The sequence below is a fragment of the Mesomycoplasma ovipneumoniae SC01 genome, from assembly GCF_000218525.1.
Classification (GTDB): domain Bacteria; phylum Bacillota_I; class Bacilli_A; order Mycoplasmatales; family Metamycoplasmataceae; genus Mesomycoplasma; species Mesomycoplasma ovipneumoniae_A.
Genome location: NZ_AFHO01000010.1, coordinates 46,485 through 69,241 on the forward strand (window position 1 = coordinate 46,485; position 22,757 = coordinate 69,241).

Annotated in this window: 16 protein-coding genes; 7 read left to right on the forward strand and 9 right to left on the reverse strand. The window is 30.5% G+C overall.

Features of this window, described 5'->3' with window-relative positions; genetic code table 4:
* Positions 1-225: 225 nt before the first annotated feature.
* The 7 genes from lpdA to MOSC01_RS0102130 all read right to left on the reverse strand — a co-directional run bounded on the left by lpdA (position 226) and on the right by MOSC01_RS0102130 (position 12,241).
* A complete protein-coding gene (gene lpdA / locus MOSC01_RS0102100) occupies positions 226-2,061 on the reverse strand; it encodes a dihydrolipoyl dehydrogenase (protein WP_010321161.1) in 1,836 nt (611 codons plus the stop codon).
* Positions 2,061-2,990: a 2-oxo acid dehydrogenase subunit E2 gene (locus MOSC01_RS0102105; protein WP_010321162.1), complete on the reverse strand. Its 930-nt coding sequence runs from the start codon at positions 2,988-2,990 to the stop codon at positions 2,061-2,063. Before MOSC01_RS0102105 ends, lpdA begins: the two co-directional genes overlap by 1 nt.
* A gap of 868 nt (positions 2,991-3,858) precedes the next feature.
* Positions 3,859-6,195, reverse strand: coding sequence for an ATP-binding cassette domain-containing protein (locus tag MOSC01_RS04965; protein ID WP_010321163.1), 2,337 nt, complete (start codon positions 6,193-6,195; stop codon positions 3,859-3,861).
* Positions 6,195-7,235, reverse strand: a complete 1,041-nt coding sequence (locus tag MOSC01_RS0102115; RefSeq protein WP_010321164.1) for an ABC transporter ATP-binding protein — start codon at positions 7,233-7,235, stop codon at positions 6,195-6,197. The genes MOSC01_RS04965 and MOSC01_RS0102115 overlap by 1 nt, the downstream gene beginning before the upstream one ends.
* A complete protein-coding gene (locus MOSC01_RS0102120; protein WP_010321165.1) occupies positions 7,235-8,392 on the reverse strand; it encodes an ABC transporter permease in 1,158 nt (385 codons plus the stop codon). Before MOSC01_RS0102120 ends, MOSC01_RS0102115 begins: the two co-directional genes overlap by 1 nt.
* Positions 8,379-9,425: an ABC transporter permease gene (locus tag MOSC01_RS0102125; RefSeq protein WP_010321166.1), complete on the reverse strand. Its 1,047-nt coding sequence runs from the start codon at positions 9,423-9,425 to the stop codon at positions 8,379-8,381. The genes MOSC01_RS0102120 and MOSC01_RS0102125 overlap by 14 nt, the downstream gene beginning before the upstream one ends.
* A gap of 2 nt (positions 9,426-9,427) precedes the next feature.
* Positions 9,428-12,241: an OppA family ABC transporter substrate-binding lipoprotein gene (locus MOSC01_RS0102130; protein ID WP_010321167.1), complete on the reverse strand. Its 2,814-nt coding sequence runs from the start codon at positions 12,239-12,241 to the stop codon at positions 9,428-9,430.
* Between the two features lie 1,359 nt (positions 12,242-13,600).
* Here MOSC01_RS0102130 and MOSC01_RS0102140 point away from each other — a divergent pair.
* The 7 genes from MOSC01_RS0102140 (at position 13,601) to MOSC01_RS0102170 (ending at position 20,108) form a co-directional block, all read left to right on the forward strand.
* Positions 13,601-14,269: a 3-keto-L-gulonate-6-phosphate decarboxylase UlaD gene (locus tag MOSC01_RS0102140; RefSeq protein ID WP_010321168.1), complete on the forward strand. Its 669-nt coding sequence runs from the start codon at positions 13,601-13,603 to the stop codon at positions 14,267-14,269.
* On the forward strand, positions 14,244-15,140 hold the full coding sequence (locus MOSC01_RS0102145) for an L-ribulose-5-phosphate 3-epimerase (RefSeq protein ID WP_010321169.1): 897 nt from the start codon (positions 14,244-14,246) through the stop codon (positions 15,138-15,140). The genes MOSC01_RS0102140 and MOSC01_RS0102145 overlap by 26 nt, the downstream gene beginning before the upstream one ends.
* On the forward strand, positions 15,124-15,846 hold the full coding sequence (locus tag MOSC01_RS0102150; RefSeq protein WP_010321170.1) for an L-ribulose-5-phosphate 4-epimerase: 723 nt from the start codon (positions 15,124-15,126) through the stop codon (positions 15,844-15,846). Before MOSC01_RS0102145 ends, MOSC01_RS0102150 begins: the two co-directional genes overlap by 17 nt.
* Positions 15,830-16,708 carry a Cof-type HAD-IIB family hydrolase gene (locus tag MOSC01_RS0102155; RefSeq protein WP_010321171.1) on the forward strand — a complete coding sequence of 293 codons (879 nt, stop codon included), beginning with the start codon at positions 15,830-15,832 and terminating at the stop codon, positions 16,706-16,708. The genes MOSC01_RS0102150 and MOSC01_RS0102155 overlap by 17 nt, the downstream gene beginning before the upstream one ends.
* Positions 16,701-17,225, forward strand: a complete 525-nt coding sequence (locus tag MOSC01_RS0102160; protein ID WP_029513087.1) for an MPN499 family protein — start codon at positions 16,701-16,703, stop codon at positions 17,223-17,225. Before MOSC01_RS0102155 ends, MOSC01_RS0102160 begins: the two co-directional genes overlap by 8 nt.
* A 99-nt stretch (positions 17,226-17,324) precedes the next feature.
* Positions 17,325-18,875 (forward strand): hypothetical protein, encoded by a 1,551-nt coding sequence (locus MOSC01_RS0102165; RefSeq protein ID WP_010321173.1) that lies wholly within the window; start codon positions 17,325-17,327, stop codon positions 18,873-18,875.
* 6 nt (positions 18,876-18,881) lie between these two features.
* Positions 18,882-20,108 (forward strand): YbhB/YbcL family Raf kinase inhibitor-like protein, encoded by a 1,227-nt coding sequence (locus MOSC01_RS0102170; protein ID WP_010321174.1) that lies wholly within the window; start codon positions 18,882-18,884, stop codon positions 20,106-20,108.
* A 579-nt stretch (positions 20,109-20,687) separates the two neighbouring features.
* On the opposite strand, the gene mnmA is transcribed toward MOSC01_RS0102170, so the two are convergent.
* Both mnmA and MOSC01_RS0102180 read right to left on the reverse strand, forming a co-directional pair.
* A complete protein-coding gene (mnmA, locus tag MOSC01_RS0102175) occupies positions 20,688-21,803 on the reverse strand; it encodes a tRNA 2-thiouridine(34) synthase MnmA (protein ID WP_010321175.1) in 1,116 nt (371 codons plus the stop codon).
* Positions 21,804-21,820: 17 nt separating this feature from the next.
* Positions 21,821-22,693, reverse strand: a complete 873-nt coding sequence (locus tag MOSC01_RS0102180; RefSeq protein ID WP_044881136.1) for an MAGa3780 family membrane protein — start codon at positions 22,691-22,693, stop codon at positions 21,821-21,823.
* Between the last annotated feature and the right edge of the window lie 64 nt (positions 22,694-22,757).

The following is a 22,757-nucleotide window of genomic DNA, read 5'->3' on the forward strand; positions in this document are numbered from 1 at the left end:
TTGCTTTTTACATCCTAATTTTGAATTTAGGTGTCTTTTTTGGGTTATTTTTTTAGTTTTTTTGGGTTTGATTTTGAACTAATTTTTCTGGTAGTAAATTTGAATGTTGGTAAGTAAATTTATCTGTGGTTTTTTTGCATTAAATTAAAAAAAGGAAATTAAATAAATAATTCCCTTTTTTTTGATGCTTTGAAAAAATCAATTAACTTAGTTAATTTTTTGATTTTATCTTTTTAGTTTTGCTTGTGCAGCACGAGCCGCTTCTCAAATTACTTCGCTATAAGTAGGATGTGGGTGAATTGCCGCTGCAAGTTCATGAATTGTTACTTCTGCATCCATTGAAACGACAATTTCTGAAATCATATCAGTAGCTACCGGGCCAATAAAGTGAGCACCAAGAATTTCGCCATATTTTTTATCAACAATTAATTTAGCAAATCCGTGTGCATCTCCAGCAGCAATTGCTTTACCAATGTGAGCAAAACTAGCTTTTCCAACAACAAAATCATAACCTTGTTCTTTTGCTTGTTCTTCAGTTAGACCAACTGAAGCAATTTCAGGGTGAGTATAAACGCAAGCTGGAACAGTTTTATCGTTATATTTTTCACCTTTTCCGGTTATTGTACTTACTGCAACAACAGCATGACGGTAGGCAACATGGGCTAACATTGCTTTTGCACAAAGATCACCAATTGCATAAACTCCGTTTACATTTGTTCTGCATTGATCATCAACGATAACACTTTTGCGGGCGTCAAGTTCAACTCCAACTTCGCTAAGACCTTCAGAATTTGGCTCACGACCGATGCTTACTAAAATTTTATCAGCGCTAATTTGTTGTCTTTTTCCGTCAAGTTCGTAAATAATATTATCGTTTTCATAGCTAATAATATTAGAATTTAGGACAACATTAACACCACGGTCAGTTAAATTTTTTGTAATAATTTGTGAAATTTCGCTATCAAGATTTGCCAAAAGTCTTGGAAGATTTTGTAAAATTGTTACCTTAACACCAGCAGCGACAAAAATTTGGGCAAATTCAACACCAATAACACCGCCACCAATTATTACAATTGAACTAACTTTTTCTTCAAGATTAATTGCTTCTTTTGAAGTTAAAATTTTTCCAGATTGGTAACCTTGTTCAAAACCAGGTAAATTCAATTTACGGTCACGTGATCCAGTTGCAAGAATAATGTTTTTTCCACGATAAACTTTATCTTCAACTGAAATTTCGTGTGCTCCAAGGAATTTGGCCTCACCAAAAATGCTTGTAGCTCTTGCTGATTTTACAATCGCCTTAACTCCACCAACTAATTTGTTAACAACTTCAGTTTTTCGTTGGTGCATTTTTTCTCAGGAAATTTTTACATCAATTTTTCCTTCAAGACCATAGTCACTAAAGTGAGTTACATAATCAAGAACTTCGGCAGTTTTTAACATTGCTTTTGTTGGAATGCAGCCAACATTTAAACAAACACCACCTCAATATTCTTTTTCAACAATTAAGGTTGATAAACCATTTTTACCAGCCTCAGCAGCTGCGAGGTAACCACCAGGTCCTGAACCAATAACAATTACATCAAATTCTTGGTCAATTTTACCTTGGTAAACTTTACCGGTATTTACAGAAGAGGTAAGTTTTTCAGGTGCTTTTTCAGCTTTTGGCGCAGGAGTTTTGGCTGGTTTTGCTATTGATTTTTTTGGACCAAAATCAAAACTTAAAAGATCATTGCTTACTTTTACTTCACCAACAACACTTGCTCCACTTGCTTCTTCTTCCTTTTTCTCTTCAGTTTTAACTTCGGCAACATCGCTATCACCTGATCCATCATCAATATAATAAATTTCTTGACCAACGTGAATTGTATCACCTTCAGACATTAAAACTTTAACAATTTTTCCGGATTTTGGCGAAGGTATGTCAGCGGTAATTTTGTCAGTTTCAACTGAAAATAACGAATCACCTTCATTAACTTGGTCGCCTTCTTTTTTGTAAATTTGGGCGACAACTCCTTCATGGAGCCCTTCACCAATGTCAGCAAATTTAAATTTATACATTATAAAATTCCTAAAATTTCTGGTTTTTCTAATAATTCTTTAACTCTTGCGGCAAAACGACCAATTGTAGCTCCGTCAATTCAACGGTGATCGGCTGCAACTGTTAGATGCATAATTTTGGCTGCAACAATTTGTCCGTCTTTAACTTCGGCTGAATCAATAATTGCACCAACACCAGCAATTGCTAGTTCTGGATAATTAATTACCGGAACACCATAAAGAGAACCAACAGATCCATAATTAGTAATAGTGAATGATCCACCTTGCATTTCACTTGGTTTGATTTTACGCTCACGAGCTGCTTTGGCTAGTCGAACAATTTCACTAGCAATTTCAACGATTGAAAGAGTTTGGGCATTTTTTATTACTGGAACCATAAGACCAGCTTCAGTATCAACAGCCAAACCTAAGTTTATAGTCTCAGGATAGACAATTTCATTTGCAGCTTCGTCGTATTTTGCAGCGATAATTGGGAATTCACTAAGTGCAATTAAAATTGCTTTTGCAATAAAAGCTAAAAATGTTAGTTTTATTCCAGTTGTTTTTTGCACTGATTCTAAAACAGATTTACGAAGTTTTCAAAGATCTGTTACGTCAATTTGGTTTACTAAATTAACGTAAGCCACAGAATTTCATGAATTTGTCATTGCTCTTGCAATCGCTTTTCGGATTGGAGCAATTTTTTCACGTCTTCCATCTAGTTTTGATGTTGGACTTACTGTGGTTGTTGAGGCTGGTTGGGTTTTTGGAGTAGGAGCCTCAACTTTTGGAGCTTCGACTGCAGGAGCAGGCGAAGATTTTAGAGAATTTAGATATTTCTCAACATCGGATGACTCAATTTTTCGTCCTTCAATTTTAAGATCAGCAAGATCGATATTTGCTTGCTTAGCCATCGCTCTTGCTTTTGGGGTTGCTAAAATTTTTGACATATAATTTCCAAACTAATAATTTAAAATATAAAGATTTTCGGGTTGTTTAGATAAAAAAATAAAGATACTTAATTAAAAATACAACAACTAATTATACATTAAAAATCGTCAAAAAAAAGAATTTTCTAAATTTTTCCTGCATAAAGGTTTTTTATCAACAAAAAAGTTTAGTATTTCAAATTTTTAGACTAAAAATTATTTACTTTTGGTTAGTTTTAACTTAAAAAGCAAAATTATAAAATATTTAAACAACTTTCTTAGTTTAAAACACTGGCAAAAATCAATTTATGGATAAAATAACAAAAATCATAAAAAAATACAACTACTATTTAAACTCAATGTAAATAGAAAACTCGTTTTTATTTAAATTGAGCCTAAAAAAAATATATGAAGTTTTGAAAGAACAATAACTAAAAGCCATAAATTTGTAGATTTCTAAACGGTCAAATTTATGGCATTCCATCATATTTAAAAATATAACGGAAAATTCGCATTTTCTGATTTTTTTAGACAAAAAAACATAATTGATTCCTCCCTAATTCAATATCAAAATTTATTAATTTATTCTTAGTGACTTTATTATAACAGAATTTTATTTTAGGCCAAGCATTTTTTTTTTTTTTTTTTTGCAAACGGTTAATTTTAAAATAATAAAAATTAAGATTTTAGCGTAAAAAAACCCGGATTTACGGGTATTTTTTCATATTTATATTCCCTAAAAAGTCAATTTTGCCGTCAAACTGACAAACTCAGGTTTGAATTAAATCTCAAAAAAGGGGAATTTTCTTAAATTTTCCTGCATAAAAGTTTTTTATCAACAAAAAAGTTTAGTATTTCAAATTTTTAGACTAAAAATTATCTATTTTTGTTAGTTTTGACTTTTATTTAAAGTTCAGCTATCAAGTTGTTTTTTAGTACCATAGACAAAATGGTTTTGGGTTAATTTTAATTCTTCAATAACATTAGGAAATTTTTGCTCTTCAAGATAAACATTATTAAATAAAATTGGACTAAAAGGAATGTGAGCATTTGAAATTTTCGGGATTGAATTTAATAAATTAATTGTATAAGGATGAGTTGGATTTTGGAAAATTTCGTCAGTTTTACCTTTTTCGACAATTTTGCCAGCATGCATAATTAAAACTTCATCAGCAAGATATTCAACAACAGAAAGATCGTGGGCTATAAAAATTAAGGAAAGATTTTTTTCTTTAACTAATTTTTTTAACAAGTTAATAATTTGTGCCTGAATTGAAATATCAAGCGAAGCAATTGGCTCATCAGCAATTATAACTTTTGGCTCAACGATTAAAGCTCGGGCAATAGCAATCCGTTGACGCTGACCACCAGAAAACTCGTGAGGATAACGGTAGGCAAATGAGCGCAAAAGTCCAACATTTTCAAGTGCTTCGTAAATTAGTTCGCTGAGAATAAATTTCTTAATTGAACGTTTTAGTAAGAAAAATGAAGGCGCTTTTTTGATTCCATAAAAAAGTTGAATGTTTTTATAAACATTTTTAATGTTGACTTTTTCAACATTAAGCGTCTTAATTATTGCGATTTTTTCACTAAAACGGGTGTTTATATTGCCAATTTGGTCGCTAAATTGGCCGACAGATTTAATTTTTGCAATAAATTTTTGGTGAATTGCATGAACTTTTTTCTCTAAGAGCGAAATTTTGTTGAAAAAATCAGTTTGGGCTTGTCTTTGAAAACTAATTTCTTTCATTTGCTCGCTATGTCAATTGTTGTAATTTTGAATAAATTCGTTTTTAATTATATCATATTCAGCTTGTTTTTTTGCCAAAATTTCTTCTAATTTCGCAAGTTTTTTAATATTGTCAGCGTTGGAATTTCCTCTTTCTTTATTAATAGTATAAATATGTTTAAATTGGAGATATTTTGTTTTAAAGTTGACTTTTTGAGCAAAAATTTGCTTATTTTTCTTTGCAGTCTCAAGATAAGTATTTAATTCAATTTTCAAAAGATGACTAGAAATTTTAGCACGAAAATCCTTTGTGCTGAGGTAATTTTTGGCATTAGTTTTGTCAAAAATTACGTCTTTATAATTTTCTGACATTGTTTTTTTGAAATTATTTAAAGTTTCGATGATTTGTTCAATTTGACTAATTTCCAAAAAGGAAAATAGATTTTTTTCTCAGATTTTTCGACTGTGATAGCGCAAAAATTTACTAATTTGGCAATTTATTATTGCCTGTTTTTTAAAAAAGGAATATTTTTCAAGATCAGTTGAAGTTAGAGCATTATTATTTGCAATTTTGTACTCGTAAAAAAATTCAGCAATATAAGATGAAACTAAATTGTTTTGATTTGTGAATTTAGACAGTTCTTGACTTGCTTGTTTTTTTAAATTAATCCCTGATTCATTGAGTGTTTTTTTGAAAAATGATTTTTGTGCTTTAATTAGCGATCTTAGATCTTCAACATCTTTTAGTGCCTGGCGATATTCGGCCTCAACTTTTGCCTGCTCTTTTTTACGGTAAATTTTTTGAATTTCGTAAAAATAATCGTGTAATTTTGCCACATTTTCATAAGCTAAATTATAAATACTGCCAAAAAGTTTTTGTTTACGCTCAAAATAAAGTAAATACTGACCAAAAAATTCGTTATTTAAATTTTGATCGCCAGTTTGTGGACTAAATTTTTCAAGTTCATCTTCAATTATTTTGATTTGCTCTTGTCAGTAGCCAAAAAATTGCTCAAGTTCGTGATTTTGACCTTGAAGCATTAAAAGTTCAATTTCAAGGTATTTTTTTTCAAGAGTGCGTTTAAAATGAAAAATTAAATCATTTCAGTCAAGAAAAATATCTTTGATTTTGGCTTTAATTACGCCGTTAATTACGAGTGTTTCTTTTAAAATTGAGTAAATATTTTTTTGCTGATTAAGTGAAGAAAAAGGATCTTGAAAAATCATTTGCATGTTTTTTCGTAAAAATAGGTTTTGCTTGCGTGAGAGTTTTTTACCTGAAATAATTTGACCCAAAAGTTGAACTTGACCACCAAAGTTTTCATAAAGACGAACAAGACAGCGACCAATTGTGGTTTTTCCAGAACCTGACTCACCAATAATGCCTAAAATCTGGCCTTTTTTTAGCAATAAATTAATCCCATCAACAGCTTTGACGGTTGCAAATTTGTTTATAAAATATTTTTCTAATTTTTTTGTCTGTAATGCAATTTCCATTATAATACTTCTTTAAATAATTTTATTCTCATTTTTAATTCAGGATTTAGTTCAACTTTTGGCGCAGAAGGATGCAAAAGTCAAGTTGCAGCATAGTGAGTCTCCGAAATTTTAATAAGTGGCGGCTCTTTTTCAAAATCAAGTTCAAGAGCATATTCATTTCTTGGGGCAAAAGGATCGCCAGCTGTTAGATTTCTTAAATCAGGCGGAGAACCACTAATTGTATAGAGTTCTTCTTTTTTTGAACCCTCCGGAATTGCCGAAATTAGCGCTCAAGTATAAGGGTGTTTTGGGTTTGTAAAAATATCTTGGCGAGTTCCTTTTTCAACAACCCGCCCAGCATACATTACATAAATATAGTCACAAAATTTAGCAACTATTGAAATATTATGGGAAATAAAAATAATTGAAACTTTATATTGATGGCGAATTTTATCTAAAAGTGCCAAAACAGAAGACTGAACTGTCGGATCAAGTGCCGTGGTTGGCTCATCGGCAATAATAATTGAAGGTTGAGCGGCTACTACCATTGCAATTACTACCCGTTGTTTCATTCCGCCAGATAAAGTATGTGGATAAGAATAAAAGCGATTTTTGGCATTTTCAAGTCCAAAAGACTCAAGCAACTTGACTAAAAAGTCAATTTTTTCTTGTTTTGACTTAAAGCGTTTATCGTTTTTGAGACCATCGAGCAATTGTTTGCCAATTGTCCGGGTTGGATTTAGGGCAACCAAAGGGTCTTGAGGAATATAGCCAATTTTTTGACCACGGATTTGTCGTCACTGATAGTCTTTTTTGAAATTTGAGACATCAATGCCGTCAATTTCCATTTTTGTTGAACTTGTTTTTGCAAAATTATTGATTCCTAAAAGTGATCTTGAACAGACAGATTTTCCCGAACCTGACTCGCCAACAAAAGCAACAATTTGGCCAGAATAAACACTAAGATCAATGCCTCTTATAACTTCAAGATATTCTTTTTTGCCGGTTTTGAAACTAACACGAAGATTTTTTACGTCTAAAATTCGTTTTTTTTCCATTATTTTCTGCCTCCAACACGAGGATCAAGCGCATCATGAATTCCGTTGGCAATAAATCGACTTGTAACAGCTAAGGCAACTAAAATCATTGAAGGTAAAAGTAGCGCAATTGGATTTTTGTCTGCCAAAGGAACTGATGAATTAATAATTAGCCCTAAATTTGCTGCTGAATCAGGACCTTCTTTTAAAAATCCAAGAAAAGCGAGTGAGGCTATTGTTGAAATTGATGAAAAAATACTTGCAATAAAAGTTGAGAGTAATTTTCCGAGAATATTTGGCAAAATGTGTGAATAAATTTGTCTGAATTTTGAAGCCCCAATTACTTTTGCTGCATAAATATATTCTTCATCTTTGACAATAACAGTATAAGATCGGGCTTGATAAGTTGGCACTGTTCAGCCTGTAAGAGATAAAAGAATAATAATTGTGATTGTATGAGGTCCTCAAATTGCAATAAAAATAATAAAGATTATAATTCAAGGAATTGAACCAAAAATGTCAATAATTCTAAGAACAATATTGTCAATTCAGCTTCCAATATGATAACCAAGATAAGTTCCGAGCGTAATTCCAATTAAAAATTGAATTAAAGCAATAAGCACAGAAATTCCAAGTGCATTTAGAGTCCCTTGTCAAGTTCTGAGTCAAATATCACGGCCAAATTGGTCAGTTCCAACTAGCGAAATAAAATTCTTACCATTTTCAAGTGCACTCATGACTTGATAAGGATTGACGTTAATTTCTCAACGGTTTGGGAATAATTCTTTTGTTGAACCTTGAATTAGGCTAATGTTTTTTTCAACCTCAATTGCCCGGATTTTTTCAAGAATATCGGTTGAAATTGTTGTTTTTATTGTCCCTAAAGTGCTCGGAAGCTGTTCATAGACAAGCGAAGGATCAGCGTTTGAAATTGGTTTATCGACACTATATGGACTAAAAATTATTGTAAAAATCGCAATAATTAAAACACTAAGAAATAAAAGCGTGGAAATAAGTGAGATTTTTGACTTGAAAAATTTTTGGACTGTATCTTTTCAGAGTTCAACAATTTTTCCCGTTACTTGGTAGTTTTTTTCGGAAAAACTAGCTAATTTTAACAGTTTTGTTTGGTTTTCTTTGAGATTATATTTTTGGTTAAATTCTTTAGGATCGAGCATTTTTTCCCTCCGTAGCGCGATAATTACGTGCTTTTCAATTTTTAATTCGCGCTCAGTAACTTATTGGTGAGTCTTGACCAAAAGAAATTCGCGGATCCATAAAAACATAACTTAAATCACCGATAATATCAACAACTAATGACAGTGAAGTAAAGAAAATAATTGAAAACATTGAAATATTAATTTCACCATCAAAGGCAGCATTAACTAAAACGGTTGAAGAACCGGGAATTCTGAAAAATTGCTCAAGCACAATTGAACCTGAAAGGAGAATAATATAAGAAAAAATCAAGGATCTTACAAGCGGAATTGCGGCGTTTTTTAAGACATATTTGACAAAAATATCTAACTTTGAAAGCCCTTTTGCTTTTGCGATCAAAATGTATTCAGACGACAAAACACTAATAACTTGGTTTCGAACTAAAAAAACATAACCAGCTACCGAAGTAATACTAAAGACAAAAATTGGTGGTAAAAGTGAGGCAAAAGAAGTTAGACTACCGTAAGTTTCGGCATCTTTAAACTCAAAAGGAAGTCCAATTTGAATTGCAATTAAAACAACAAAAGGCGCTAGGACAAACGATGGAATTGCAACAAAAAAAGTTGAAATCCCCGAAATTGCTGCATCTTCAAGTCGATCACGCCGATAAGCAGCAATTGTTCCAAGAACTAATCCTAAAGTGCTACTTATCAAAAAAGAAGGCAAAGAAACTAAAATTGTATAGCGCAAAGGCATGAAAAATAATTCAGGAATTTTACCATCTTCACCGGTTTTGAACCGTGCGCCAAAATTTCCTTGAAAAATATCGGCTGTATAATAAGCTAGTCTTGTCAAAGTTGGCTGGTCAAAATAATATTTTGCGTGTAAATCAGCGATTTTTTTGGCCTGGTCTGATCCTTGTCCCCCTCTGTCGATAACATCGCCAAAAGGATCAGGCGAAAAATTAGCAAGTAAAACAAAAACTAAAATATAAATTGCCACAAAAGTTAAAAGCGCAAGCGCTAGACGTTTAAGAGTATATTTTAAAATCATTGCTAATTTGTTCCTTTTTTAGTCAAGTTTTGGTGTTTTTCTTTTAGTGGAATAATCGAAATCATGTCAGGCGGAACATAACCTGAATAAGTGTTGTTTGCATATGGAATTGAAATATTTGTATTTTCTAAAAATGCATAAGGAGTTGAAGATGGCACATTCAAAAGATCATTAAGTCCAAAACCTAAAAGTGAACTTAGTTCGGCACTTAATTTAATTAGTTCTTCATCAGTATGTTCTTCTTGATAAGTTAAATTGAAAATTGCTGACTGGGCGTGAAAGTCAAAAGACGCCTTTTCTTGGTCACTTTTTTGGTTTTCATTAATTGTATCGACAAAAGTTTTGTATGCCATAATTTTTTTAGTTGCATCATTTGGATCAGGAACTTCTTTGACTTCACCTGTAAAAAAATGAGTAAGATCTGGAGCCAAGTGTTGGTCATGGGCGCCAAAATCAGGTGAATTTGTGCCATCTTTTCAATCTTTGAACTCTCTTATATAACCTTTTTTGGCAAATTTATCAAAAAAATCTTTAACTCCAAGAGCATAACGATACACGTGCGGATAAGATTTTGCTATTTTTGACTCAGGGCCTAGGGCATAAATAGCTGAAAGCATTGCATAACCCACCCCATTTCGCTGAATTTTACCATCTAAAACCGATCCAATTCCGTCATAATCATAGCCTCAACCACCAAAATCAACCCCACCAGTTCGAGTTAGTAAATAATTTGCCCGGCGAGTTCTGTCTGTTATTGGCCAAATTACGTTAATTTTTAGTCGTGGATCAAGATCCATTATCGCTTTTGCACCGTTAGTAATTGCGGCAATTTCTTTGTTTCCAGCATTTACAAAAAAACTGTGGTTTGTTCATTCAACTTTTTGGTCAGCAGGAATGTTATTTTTGGCATAAAAATCATCAAGTAGAGCTTTCATTCGCGCTTTTAACATCTCAAATTGAGGCGCCTGGAATTGTTTAGTTGCATCACTGACATTTTCAAAATTTTTTTTCTTTTCATCTTCAGGGTTTTTGGTGTAATAGATTTCGCCGGTTTGGTCAACAAGTTTAATTGTGTTTGCTTCTTGGTAAAAATCGCGCGGTGTTTTTGAATCAGGTTTTGAAGTGATTTTGTTATCAGGAGCAACAAAATTGTATCAAGGTAAACTTGAGTTAGAAATTGATTGGGCTGTTGTGTATAAATTTCAGGCATTTGCAATTATTAGTCGAAATTCAAGACTTGGACCTGAGACAAGATTTTCGACAACTTTGGCATTTCCTTTTGCAATATCAGCAAGCGAAGCGCCAAAATTTAATTTTGCAAAATTATCGTTAAATCCATAGTATTTTTCATCAAAAGTCACCCCAACTTCGGCCCTAAAATTTTGTTTTAGCGAACCTGGGACAAGTGCAGAGTAATACCATTTGTGTAATTGGTCTTTATCCTCGGCTTTTTTGAGTCTTCAACCGTATCTTTCTTGATCACTTGAGACTAAATTTTTAATTGAATCATTTAGCGAATCAAAACCGATAGCCAATATTGTCTGTTCACGATAAGAATTGAATTTGGCATTTTCAAAAGCAGAAGCACTAGCATATTGAGAATAAAGAGTAGTAATTTTGTTAAAAACATAAGGTAATTGATCTTTTCAGCCAGTTCGTGGGTAATATTTATTAATTTTTCAAGTTTCACGATTAGTTTCCTGACTAAGTTGGGTATATGGTGAGACAAAAAGTTGATCTTTTTTAAAATCTTCGCCATACCAATAGGCTCCGTATTTCAAGGCCTCGCCAGTTTCGCCAAAACGGCCTGTTGGTTTTCCATCTTTTATAGTTTGAGTTTGGCTATTTCGTTTGTCGATAAATCCAGAAGGCGCCGGAAAAAGCATCCCGCCAAGTATTGACTTTTGGTAAAATCCGTTAAAAAATACTTTGTCTTTTGAAGCACCTTTATAAAAACTTACCGATTTTTGCCCTTGAAAATTAGCGTTTGTACCTTTGTATTGTTCAATATATTTATTCTCATCATCCAAATCAGCCAAATCTAGTCCAAAAAGATCTAATAAATATCAGTTAATAATAGTATTTGTAAAATATGTTGACTTTGGATCAAAATTAGGGATTTTTTTCTGTGCTTCTTCGTCAATTTGCTTGCTACCGCCAACATTTGCCCGATATTGTGGATCAGAAAGTCTTTGGGCTTTAAATCCGTAGTAATAATCTTCAGGTTTTAGAGTATATTGGCTTGGATTTCCTTGATAATCTACCCATTTTACGTCATTTTTTAAGAAAAAATGAATTGATTCAGCCTCATCAAGTGCCTGAACAAAAAAGTCAGAATTAATTGAATTTTTTTGGTCTGATGTTAATTTAATAACAAGCGAATTGGTTGTCTGACCAGGTTCAAGATAACCTTTTTCATGAGCATCACTGTCAAAAACTAGCTCAGTACCGTCTTTTTTTCGTACTACAATCGCAGCGGCATTAACAAAAGACTCATAACTATATGTTGGCTTTGCAATCGAATAATTAAAACTTTTATCAAGTTTCTCTTTTGATTCTTCGCTAATTCCATCTTGTTTGATTTCAACGCTATTTTCATAAACAGTTTGGACTAAATAAGAAGCCGTATAATACGAACTAGCGATTGAAGGCGAGGTAAAAGTGTTAGTTCAAGTTTTAAACGCGCCAGGAGACGAAGTGGCAGAATTAACAGTCGTAATTCATTCCTGTCTTTCTCAAGCAGGCTGAATTGAACACGAAACAAAAACCCCTGCTGAAAAAACGCTAAGTACTGAACCGATAAAAAGTTTTTTCATTTCCCTCCTTTTTTAAAACAAAAGCTACTATCTTTTTTTGATAGTAGCTTTTGTTTTTTTATCCTATATAACTTAATGTTATGAACAAATTGAGTCAAAAACTACTATTTTAAAAAATGGAAAACTTAAAATTAACATTAGAGCTAATAATGTTAATTTGTTTTGCTTTTTTAATAGAGTTTTTTGATTGCATCATTTTTTACCTGTATGAAATTATACACTTTTTTTAAAAATAAAGAAACAAAAAAAATTTATTTTTGTCAAGCATAAAATTTAGGTACTTATATAATAAATATAAATTATATATATGATATTTTTACTTTATTGTTTAGTAAATATTCCTGTAAAAAATTAGTTTAAAAAAAACACTTTAGCCAAAAAACTAATTAGCATTTTTAATGACTGATAAAAAATGATCTAATATTTCAAAAATTTCAATCATGATCGATTATTTTCCTGAGTTTGCCAGTTTGATGGCAAAAATTCACTTTTTAGCGAATATAAATAGGCAAAAATACCACTAAATCCGTGTTTTTTGACGCTAAAATCCTAATTTTTATAATTTTGAAATTAACCTTCTGCAAAAAAAAAAAAAAATGCTTGGTGTAAAATAAAATTATGTTATAATAAGATTCAATTAAGAATAAATTAATAAATTTTGATATTGAATTAGGGAGGACTTGATTATGTTTTTTGCACAATAAACTCAGATAATGCCACTTTTTCCATTATGGCTTTAAATATAATGGAATGCCATAAATTTGATCGTTTAGAAATCTACAAATTTATGGCTTTTAGTTATTGCTCTTTCAAAACTTCATATATTTTTTTAGGCTCAATGTAAATAAAAACGAGTTTTCTATTTACATTGAGTTTAAATAGTAGTTGTATTTTTTTATGATTTTTGTTGTTTATTCATCAATTGATTTTTGCCAGTGTTTTTGAGCTAAAAAAGTAGTTTAAATATTTTATAATTTTGCTTTTTGAGTCAAAATTTTAGCTTTTTTATCCTACCTTATTTGATTAATAAGCAGATTTTTATTCGTGATGGTTAGATTTAAAATTCAGTGTTTTTGAGTTGATAATTATTTTTTCTGAGTTTGCCAAAAAAGTTAAAAAAGTACCCAAAACTAAATAAACTAGGACACTTTTTTAAGGTATCTTATCAAATTGGGGAACTCGGGAAATTAGTTTAAAAAAATACTTTAGCCAAAAAACTAATTAGTATTTTTAATGATTAATAAAAAATGATCTAATATTCAAAAATTTAAATCATGACCGATAATTTTGCCAAAAATGATCTAAAAATCCTAAAAAATTGTATAATTTATATATAAATTTATAAGGAAAGGAACAAACATGGCACTCCCACTTTTACAAATTGCACTCGATAATCAAACTATCGAAGAAGCAATATTGGCTGCTAAAAAAGCAGAAAAATATATTGATGTTATCGAAGTTGGAACAATTTTACTAGCTGCTGAAGGTAAAAAAGCTATTTCTGAACTTCGGAAAAGTTTTCCCGATAAGATAATTGTAGCTGACGGTAAAATAGCTGATGCCGGGAAAGTTTTTGGAAAAATGTTCTTTGAATCAGGCGCTGATTTTACAACTGCAATTTGCGCAGCTGAAACTCCAACAATTAAAGATTTAGTTGATCTTTCACACGTTTATTCTGAAAAAAATGGAAAAAGTATTGAAATTCAAGTTGAAATGACAAATAATTTTACTTGAGATCAAGTTCAGGACTGAAAAAAAGTTGGAGTGCCACAAGTAGTTTGGCATCGAGCTAGGGATTCACAAGCAGCAGGGGTTAAATGAGCACAAAAAGATATTGATATTGTAAAAAAACTTGCTGATTTAGGCTTTAAAGTTACAATTACTGGCGGAGTTGAAGTTGAGGATATTAAATTATTTAAAGATATCCCAATTTACATTTTTATTGCCGGTCGTTCAATTCGTGATGCTGAAAATCCTGAAGAAAAAGCAAAGGAATTTAAGGATGAATTTAAAAAATACTGACATTAATTTTCCTTTAGGAATTTACGAAAAAGCAATTGATAAACGTTTGACTTTTGTCGATAAAATTAAAGTGGCAAAAAAAGCTGGATTTGATTTTATTGAAATGTCCGTTGATGAAAGTGATGAATTTGCTGCTCGTCTTGATTTTTCTAAAAATCAAATTAAAGAAATTCGTGATACTTTATATGAAAATGATTTTTATATAAATTCAATGTGTTTGTCTTTGCACCGAAAATTTCCCTTTGGCGCAAAAGATGAAAATGTTCGCCAAAAAGCGCTCAAAATTATGGAAAAAGCGCTAATTTTAGCTAAAAATCTCGGAATTAGAATTATTCAACTTGCTGCATATGATATTTATTATGAGCAACCCCATCCTAATTCTGAGATTTTTTTCATCCAAACAATGAAAAAAATTGTTCAATTAGCAAAAAAATATAGTATCACAATCGCTTTTGAATCAATGGATACAAAATTTGCCGGAACAATTTCAAGACTACTTTATCTCCAAAAACAAATTGGCTCAGGTGTACTTTTATACCCGGATTTAGGTAATTTATCGCGTTTTTCTAATGATTTAGAAGCAGAAATCAAACTAGGAAAATCAGAAATTGTTGCCTTTCATTTTAAAGATACTCTCCCTGGAATTTTTAAAAATCTTGAATTCGGGCAAGGCGATGTAGATTTTGTTTCTGCTTTTAGCTACATTTTAAAAGCGCAAATTAGTGTGCCTTTTGTAATTGAAATGTGGCACAAAGAAGAAAATTTTGACCAAAATTTGCAACTTTCTGATAATTTGGCAAAACAAAGCCAAATTATCGCAAAAGCACGTGATTTCTTTATCGAAAAATTAAGGATTGCATATGAAAATCAAAGATAGAGACGAACTAATTTTACTACAAAAGCAAGTTTTAGAAGCAAATCTTTTACTATATAATTCAAAATTAGCGCTTCATACTTGAGGAAATGTCTCAGCCATAAGTTCAGATCGATCTTATTATGTTATTAAACCTAGTGGAATTTCTTATGAAAAAATGAAATATTCAGATATGGTTCCCGTTGATCTTGAAAATAATGTTCTTGAGACAAATTTAAATCCATCAAGCGACACGCCAACTCATTCACTTCTTTATAAAGCCGACCCAAGAATTAAGGCTATTGTACATACACATTCTCCTTTTGCAGTTGCCTGGGCACAAGCAGGTAAAGAAATCCCTGCACTTGGAACAACGCATGCTGATAATTTTTATGGTTCAATTCCCTGCACTAATTCCTTAAGTGATGAGCAAATTAATGGTCAATATGAGCATAACACTGGCGTTGTTATAGTTGATCATTTCAAAAAAAATAATCTTGATTTTATAGCAACTCCTGCTGTTTTAGTCAAAGAACACGGGCCTTTTTGCTGATCTAATAAGTCTGCTGATGATGCTGTTAAATTAGCAATGACTTTTGAAGAAGTTGCCAAAATGGCTCTTTATACAAAAATAATAAATCCTAATCAAAGTCAAGCTAATTTAACACTGCAAAAAAAACACTATAACCGAAAGCATGGTAAAAACGCATATTATGGACAAAAAGACTAATGAAATTAAAGTTATTTTAAAAGATATTGATAATTTTATTTTTGATCTTGACGGAACTTTGCTAAAATCTAATCACGAAATTAGCCCTAAAACTGTTGAAGCAATAAAAAAGTTACGTGAAAAAAATAAAAAAATAATTTTTTGTTCAGGTCGCCCTTGATATTTTATAAAAAAATATTATTTTGCACTAAAGCCTGATTTTCCAATAATAAGTTGCAATGGTTCATTAATTTATGACTACAAAAAAGAAACTGTTGTTTTTAGCAAGGTTTTCTCTGGAGATCAAGTCTCACAAATTTTTCAAATTTTAGCCCAAAACCAAGTATTTTTCTTAATTTACACAACTAAAAATATGCTTGCTTTTAGCCAAAAAAATACAACTTGCCCTTGATTTGATTATCTTAAAAATCAAAATGAAATTTTTTCAGAAGCCGAACAGTTACCGCTAAAATTTTATGACTACCAAAGTTTGAATGATGATGAAATTTTCAATCTTGATGTAGTTAAATTTTTACTTATAAAACGTGATAGTGATCCTGTGCTTTTTGAAAAAGCTATTAGTCAACTTGAGAATGTCGAACAAATTTATCTAGTTCAATCTCAATCATCGGTAATTGATATTATGATTTCTGGGTCAAATAAAGGTCAAGGACTTAAATTTCTAAATCAAAATTATCATTTAGATCTCAAAAGAAGTTTAGCTTTTGGTGATGCTCGAAACGATATTTCTATGTTTGAACAGGTTAGACTAGCAATTTCCATGGGTCAAGCTAGTCAAGAAGTCCAAGATAAAGCTAATTTGGTTACCGACTCAAATGACAATGATGGAATAGCAAACTTTTTTGAAAAATATTATGAATAATTTGCGTCAAAAAATTTCTAATTTTAATAAAGTTAAAGTCAACCATCTATCAGATGGATATTGACTTGTTCCTAGTTTTTTCAAGATTTTTTCGCCAAAATTAACTGGATATGTTATAAAAAAAGCAAAAACTCTTGAAGAACTTGTTAATTTTAATGATTTTCAAAAAAAAGAAATAATTTTTAATTTTAACGGTGATCATAATTTTTATAATTTTAACATCCTAATGAAATTACGCCAAATTGATTTTCGTCTTGATATAAAAGCTGTTTTAAAAAAATCAGATGATGCTATTTTTATCTTTTTTCCTGTCCAAAATTGCAAAATAGTTTTAGACAAACAATCACTGAAGCTAATTTACGACGGAATTATCCCATTTTTTTCAAAAGAATACTATTCAAATTTAGCTTTTTATCAGCGCGAAAATTCCGCAAAACTACAAAATAATGATGTGTTTAGGGGATTTTTTTGAAGGCGCAATGGTTTTGAAGAAATTTATGTAAAAAGTGACTCATAAATTGAAAAATATGGTATCATTTTACAAATGTAAAAAAACTAAAAGAATAATCTTTGGTTCTTTTAGTTTTTTATTTAAGGCTTAGAAGTAGGTGTAAAAATGAAATGAAAATTTAAAAAATCTTTGGCTTTAATTCCTTTGTCTTTCCCGCTTATTGTTGTCTCATGCATCGAAAATCAAGGCTCAGATGTAAAAAATTTTTCAAATAGCGTTAGCCCAGAAAAATATAATTTATTAACCGAAATTTTGAATGTACCCCTGTCAATTGAAACTCAAGAAATTGGAAATACTGCCATTGCGGATGTAATTCACGCATTTAGCTCAAGGTTAGATTTTCAAAATTTTATTCCAAATGAACCTGATGATGTAATTAAAAAGAAACTGGAAAAACTTGCTAAAACTCCTAATTTTCCTGAAATTGTTAAAAAATATTATCAAGGTACCTCTTATTTAACAGCTTCTGAATTTTTACAACGATGAAAACAATCGCAAGAAAAATACTTAAAATCCACAGATTTTAAGGTATATCCTGAATTTTTACCCGAAAATTTTGGATCAGGTATTGCTGTAAATAATTTGGAATTAAGAGAAGAATATTTATACTATAAAATAGTCAAAGAGCTTGCTAAACTAATTGTCAAAATGAACAAAGAGGAAAAAGCTAAATCCCAAAACCAGCAAGCTCAAGAAAATTCAGGCCAAAAAGATCAAAACAAAACACAAGAAGATGAGCAAATTGAAATCGGTACTGCAACGATTGAATTCATCCTTAACGGGATAGAAGCAGCAACCAGACAACCTCTTTCAAATTTGTTTTGATGAAATTATAATTATAAAATCTTGGATACACTTAGTAAAATTATCGAAAATAATTTAAAAACTAATTTGGATCTTCCGATTCTTAATGATAAAGATTACCAAAAAAAAGCAGAACTAACTGAGAAATTAAAAAAATATTCAATAACAGCAAAAGATGGCCGAAAATATAAAGTTCAACCGCGTGCTTTTTTTCTTAATGACCAAAAAACTCATGCAGATGAGTCAACTAATACAATAAAAGATGCAATTTATCGTATTTATTGAATAATTGACCAAAATCCTGATGCTCCTGAGGCTGAAAGTCAATCTGAAAATCAAAGTCAAAATCAAAATGAACCTAAATCTACAAGCCAAAAAAACCTGATAAATCAAAAACCAAGCCTTTTTTCACAAAATTCATCCCAAAAAGTCGCAACTTTCCAACAAAATTCGCCTTTGCCAGTTCAAGGTCCTCAAACTAGAGAAGAAGCAGAAGCACAACAAATTGGTATGATTCATGATTTTGATAAATATAAATTAACTGACAAAATCCAAAAATATCCTTTTACAAATTCTAATAATTTCCATCGAGGTGGACTTTATAGCGCAAGTTTACCTCAGCTTGAAGATGAAATTAAAAAACAAGACCCTAAAAATCCAAAAATATTTTACGTTGAGAGACGAATAAATATTAGTGGTTTTCTTAAAAGTGGTAACCTTTTGCCTTTCCAACCTATTGATCTTGAGCAAAATTTAAAAAAACTGTCCCTACCAGACAAATATGCCCAATATTATAATCAAAGAAATAAAAATTTTATAATAGTTAATCCAAAAAATATTGATAAAGACTAAAAAAATATGATAAAAATTTATATTCCTGATGTTAAAAACGGCGTTTTAGACACCCAATTTGGTAATGGTAATTTAGGTAAAAAATACCCTAATTCGGTAAGTTTTCCTATAAAATGAGACAAAGTTAAAGGCGCAAAATCATATGCCCTTACTTTAATTGACTATGAAGCAACTGCTGAATTAGGTTTTGTTTTTATTCATTGAGTTGCGGCCAATATTAAAAAAAACAAGCTAAAATGAGATGATTCTTTTTCGCGCCAAGATAAAATGTATCAATTTGAAAATTCAATGACGCGCCATGCAAATAATTATTTGCTTGATTCATTTTATCGACCTCATCCTGATGGAGTTTATTTTGGACCACTGCCGCCAGCTCAAGATCATAACTATCGACTTGAGGTTTTTGCCCTTGATATTGAAAATATAATTCCAGAAGATTTAGCAAATAAACCTTTATTTTACGATGATTTTCTTGATTTAATTAAAAATCATATTATTGACTTTGGAATTACTTCGTTTTTATACCGTTCACATGGAAAAGTTGAAAATAATTTACTTGTAAAAAAACAGATTTCCAAAAGTGAACTAAATGCACCGTTGCCCAAAGAACAAGAAAATTTTTTTATTGATTTTTTACCGATAAATTTTAGCTCATCAGCACTAATTGCCAGAGAAAATGATTATCATCTTTTAGATATTGAATTTTTAGGCAAACAAGGAGCTAGTCCATTTTTTAGTGCCCGCAATTTTGACATTGAAATTTATTCTGATTCTGATAAAATTAAGGAATATGTAATAATGGTAACTAGTTTTGCCGAAAATTTCTCGCTTGGCGTTGGACTAAATGTCTGAAATCGGGTTGGAATTATCAAACAAACTAATGAATATAAAACTATTTTAAATGCTGGAAAAAATAATTTTGATCTTTTTGATAGTGAAATTCCTGTTTATAATAGTTTTGGTTCCTTTTGTGCTGATTCAATTGCTAAAAAAATTAATTTAGATTCTTCAGAAAAATTTGAATTTATTAAGGCAAAATACGGCGTTATTTATCTTCCTGGTCTTACAAATGGCCAAGGAAAATATCAACTTGAAATTTTTGGTCTTGATCAAGTAATTGACTGAAGTCAAATTGCGCGAAATTTAACTAAACCTTTGACATCATTTGAGGTTCTTAGCGCAATAAAAGGAAAAGTTATTGGTTATAATCGTACTTTTTTTAAATTAATTTAATTTATTTCCTGAGTTTCCCAGTTTGATGCAAAAATTCACTTTTTAGCGAATATAAATATTAAAAAATACCCGTAAATCCGGGTTTTTTTACGCTAAAATCTTATTTTTTTTTTTTTTTTGAAATTAACCTTTTGCAAAAAAAAAAAAAAATGCTTGTTCTAAGAAAAAATTATGTTATAATGACCATCACTAAGAATAAATTAATAAATTTTGATATTGAATTAAGGGGGAATTAGTTATGTTTTTGGCACAATAAACTTAAATAATGCCATTTTTCTATTATGGCTTTAAATATAATGGAATGCCTTAAATTTAACCGTTTAGAAATCTACAAATTTATGGCTTTTAATTATTGCTCTTTCAAAACTTCATATATTTTTTTAGGCTCAATGTAAGTAAAAACGAGTTTTCTATTTGCATTGAGTTTAAATAGTAGTTGTATTTTTTATGATTTTGTCAGTGTTTTAAACTAAAAAAGTAGTTTAAATATTTTATAATTTTGCTTTTTTAGTTAAAAGAGTGTGAAAAACCAGACACTTTTTTAAGATTATCTCATCAAACTGGAAAACTCGGGATTTCTTAACTTAAATAATCAAGTTTTTTGTCATCACGGAAAATAAGTGATATTTCACCAGCTAAAACAACTTGATCTTGAGAATAAATCACAACTTGTTGGCCAGGCGTTACTGCAATATAATTTTGATAATAAACATAAAAAGAATTTTGATCAATTATTTTAATATTAACCTCGACAAATTCTTGACGGTAGCGAAATTTGGCTTTTAAATTTTCGAGTGGAAAATTTTCTGTCAAAAAATTAGCATTAATTGCTAAAAGCTGGTTTGATTCAAGTCAAATTTTTTGACTTGAAGGAGCCACATACAAAATTTTTTCTTGAAGATTGTGACCAACAACAAAATAAGGTTCATTCATTCCGCTTAGGCCAAAACCTTTTCGCTGACCAATTGTAAAATACATAATTCCAATATGTTTTCCGATAATTTCATTTGTGTTAATATCGACAATTGGACCAGGTTGAGCAGGAATATAATTTTGGAGAAAATCAGTAAATTTTCGCTCACCAATGAAGCAAATTCCGGTTGAGTCTTTTTTTGTTGCATTCATTAGCTCTAAATTTTTGGCAATTTCTCTAACTTCAGTTTTTAAATAATCACCAAGCGGGAAAATTGTTTTTTTTAGCTGATCTTTTGAAAGTTGTCCTAGAAAATAGGTTTGATCCTTATTTTTGTCTTTAGGAGTAAATAATTTTCCGTTTTTTGTTTTTGCATAGTGACCCATTGCAATAAAATCGGCTTGATGAACATTAATTGCATAATCAAGAAAATGTTTGAATTTTATGTTTTTGTTGCACAAAATGTCAGGATTTGGAGTTAAACCAGATTTGTATTTTTGAATTAGATCGCTAAAAACTTCGTCTCAATATTGTTTTACAAAATCGACACGGAAAATTGGTAAATTTAGTTGCTCTGCCACTTTTTTTGCATCTTGCCAATCTTGTTCTTGAGGGCAAATATGATTGTCAACTAAATTTTTCTGACCTAAAAAATCATTGTTAAGGTCAGAATCTCAATTTCTCATAAAGACACAAATAACTTCATGTCCTTGTTTTTTTAGAAGATATGCACTAACTGCAGAATCAACACCACCTGAAAGACCAACAACAATTTTAGCCACTTTTTAACAAATTACTCCTAATTTTTTGGTTTGGATACTCAGAAAAATGCTTTTAAACGATTAGAAATCGATTTTATTTCTCGAGTTAAACGCCAATTTGTTGCTTTAATTCCAAAAATATTAATATAAAAAAGCGAAATCATATATGGAAGAAAAACAACCGAAGAAGCCATTAACAAGTTTAACAAAATTACGATTGATTGGTTATTTCCTGAATAAAAAAATGGGTGTAAAAAATTTATAAATGGATAAATAGTTAAACCTGTGTAAAAAAATACCATATTTTTTATCTCTTGAGCTCCAACTTTTTTAATTTCGGGCGCAACTCATTGTCTAAGTGTGAAAAAATACAAAAGCACACAAAAAATATAATAACAAACTGAATAAATAACCCCAATACCTAAACCTAATTTGCTAACCGAAAATTGTTTTCGATACCAAAAAAGTACAAATATTGCAAACACTGGATGAAAAAAATGGACAGTTGATGTTGTTGCCAAAACTGATCAAGTCATATTTAAATTTCAAGCCAATACAGTCCAAAAAACGATTAAAACAATCGTTAAAATTACTGTAAAAACAAATAAAATTTGAAATTTGCGTTGAGTTGCATTAAGGACAAAAGTAAATAAGGTAATTCCATAAATTAAGTTTGACTGGTAAGTTAAGTAAAAAAAGGCGCTAAAATTTTGAAAATAATTAGTAAAACTTATAAAATAATATTTGTCAAGAACAAATTCTCTACGGTTTTCAATCATTGAATATGCAATTAGCGAAATTGTAATTGAAAGAATAAGTAAAGAAAAAATCAACGAAATCTTTCGTTCTTTTTTTCAATTGGAAAAATGGTCGAATTTTGACGCTAAGTAAGTATCGTTATTTTCTATCATGGGTGAATAATATATAAAATTATATTATAATTAATAAAAAATAGTTAAAAGTTTTTATAATTTT